The 2,107-nt window shown below is 62.8% G+C and carries 3 protein-coding genes; 1 reads left to right on the forward strand and 2 read right to left on the reverse strand.

Annotation, left to right across the window (positions count from 1 at the left end; genetic code table 11):
• On the reverse strand, positions 1 to 1,453 hold a 1,453-nt coding region (locus tag ACE3TU_RS21735; protein ID WP_374627938.1), incomplete at its 3' end, for an HAD-IC family P-type ATPase.
• A gap of 41 nt (positions 1,454 to 1,494) precedes the next feature.
• Complete coding sequence (locus tag ACE3TU_RS21740; protein WP_374627939.1) at positions 1,495 to 1,638, reverse strand: hypothetical protein; 144 nt, start codon at positions 1,636 to 1,638, stop codon at positions 1,495 to 1,497.
• A gap of 95 nt (positions 1,639 to 1,733) precedes the next feature.
• Here ACE3TU_RS21740 and ACE3TU_RS21745 point away from each other — a divergent pair, with 95 nt between their 5' ends.
• Positions 1,734 to 1,997: a hypothetical protein gene (locus tag ACE3TU_RS21745; RefSeq protein ID WP_374627940.1), complete on the forward strand. Its 264-nt coding sequence runs from the start codon at positions 1,734 to 1,736 to the stop codon at positions 1,995 to 1,997.
• The last annotated feature ends 110 nt before the right edge of the window (positions 1,998 to 2,107 follow it).

Here is a 2,107-nt window from a genome sequence, read left to right on the forward strand (position 1 = left end):
ACATCGGCGTCGCAAGCCCGAGCGCGCAGGGACAGGCAATGATCAGCACGGAAACGGCGGCGATCAGGCCATGCGCCAGCCGCGGCTCCGGCCCCCATACACCCCAGGCCGCGAAGGCGAGCAGCGCGACGGCGATGACGACCGGCACGAACCAGCCCGACACCTGATCAGCCATGCGCTGGATCGGCGCGCGCGAGCGCTGGGCATCCGCGACCATCTGGACGATGCGAGCCAGCATCGTGTCGCGCCCGACTTTTTCAGCCCGGATGACGAGCGCGCCGGTCTGATTCAGCGTACCTCCTACGACCGCTTCGCCGACTACGCGCGTCACCGGCATGGATTCGCCTGTCACCATCGATTCATCGATCGATGAGCGCCCCTGCTCGACCACGCCATCCACCGGCACGGTTTCACCGGGCCGGACCCTGAGCCGCTCGCCGATCGCAACCGCCTCGACCGGAACGTCTTCTTCCACACCGTCTGCCCCGATGCGTCGGGCGGTCTTCGGCGCGAGATTGAGAAGCGCGCGGATCGCGCCGGACGTCTGTTCCCGGGCACGCAGCTCCATGACCTGGCCGAGCAGCACCAGCACGGTGATGACGGCGGCCGCCTCATAATAGACCGCGACCGTGCCATCGGCGCTTCGGAACGCCTGCGGGAAGAGCTGCGGCGCGAATGTCGCAACGATGCTGTATCCCCAGGCGACCCCCGTGCCCATGGCGATCAGCGTAAACATGTTGAGGCTGCGGTTGATGATCGACGCCCAGCCACGCGCGAAGAACGGCCATCCGGCCCACAGCACCACCGGCGTCGCCAGTGCGAACTGGATCCAGATCGAGATGTGCATCGGCACCAGATGGTGCAGCGCCGGGATCAGGTGGCCGCCCATCTCCAGCAGGAACACGGGCAAGGCGAGCGCGAGACCGATCCAGAAGCGCCGGGTCATATCGGCAAGTTCGGGACTCGGTCCGGCATCCGCCGCCGCGATCAGCGGCTCGAGGGCCATCCCGCAGATCGGGCAACTGCCCGGCGCGTCCCGGCGGATTTCCGGATGCATCGGGCAGGTCCAGATCGTCCCCTCGGTTGCGGCTGCCGTTACCGCCGCAACGGGGTGATGCTCATGGGTATCAGGTCCATGCGTGTGGCTATGGTTGGAATGATCGCCATGGGCGGCAGCGTCCCCATGGTGATGTGCGGCATGCCCTGCCAGTGCTGCATAATGCACGGGGTCGGCGTCGAACTTCGCCTTGCAGCCGGCCGAGCAGAAGACGTAGCGCTGGCCTTCATACTCGGCCTTGTGAGCCGCCCTGGCAGGATCGACCACCATGCCGCAGACCGGATCATGGTCGACGTGACCGGACGGCGTTTCGCCGTCCGGCTCGTGATGGTGATGATGGCCATGCGCCCCTGCTATCTCAGCGGCGCTTTCGCTCTTCTGATCGTCGTCGACCATTCATTCCCTTCCACGCGCCCAGCGGCCCTTTTGGTCTTTCTTCACTCCTCGATCAGATGAAACTCTTCGAGCAGCTTGGCGATCTCGGTGCCTTCGAGCTTCACATCCTCCGTGACGACTGAGGCATGAGGTGCGGCGTTCAGCCAGTTAGGGGCGCGCCGTTGAGTTCCCTTTCTCGTCGGCATACCCGTTATCGGGAGGACCCGCACTCAAGCCACTCTCTAACCATAACTCAGATACTAAGCGATATCCGAAATTCGGCTCAAAATCGAAAGAAAAGATGCCGTTCGCCCCCTGCCCGGACAGGGTTCGACCTGCTTCCATCAAGGCCGTTAATCAGGTTGAGAATCTGTTCGGCAGACCTGTTTCGGCGTCGAGGGGAATGTTGCAGACCGTTCTGTTCCGCTATCTCGAGTACGTCTACAGTTTCACGCCTGTCTTCCCGGAAAACAAGATGCCCTACCCGACTTGGAAACGCATTTTCTCTATGGCGCATGGCAGCTTTTGGGCGATCATCATCTCTGTGGCTGCGGATTTCGGTTAAACGGGACGGTCATTTCGGCAAGTCACGGACAAGCGTTTCGCTAAGTCGCGGACAGCGGGATCGATTGAACTCCGCCAGCCTGATTGCTGTTACGGGTGATTGATCTCGTT

Source organism: Devosia sp., assembly GCF_041917035.1.
GTDB lineage: Bacteria > Pseudomonadota > Alphaproteobacteria > Rhizobiales > Devosiaceae > Devosia_A.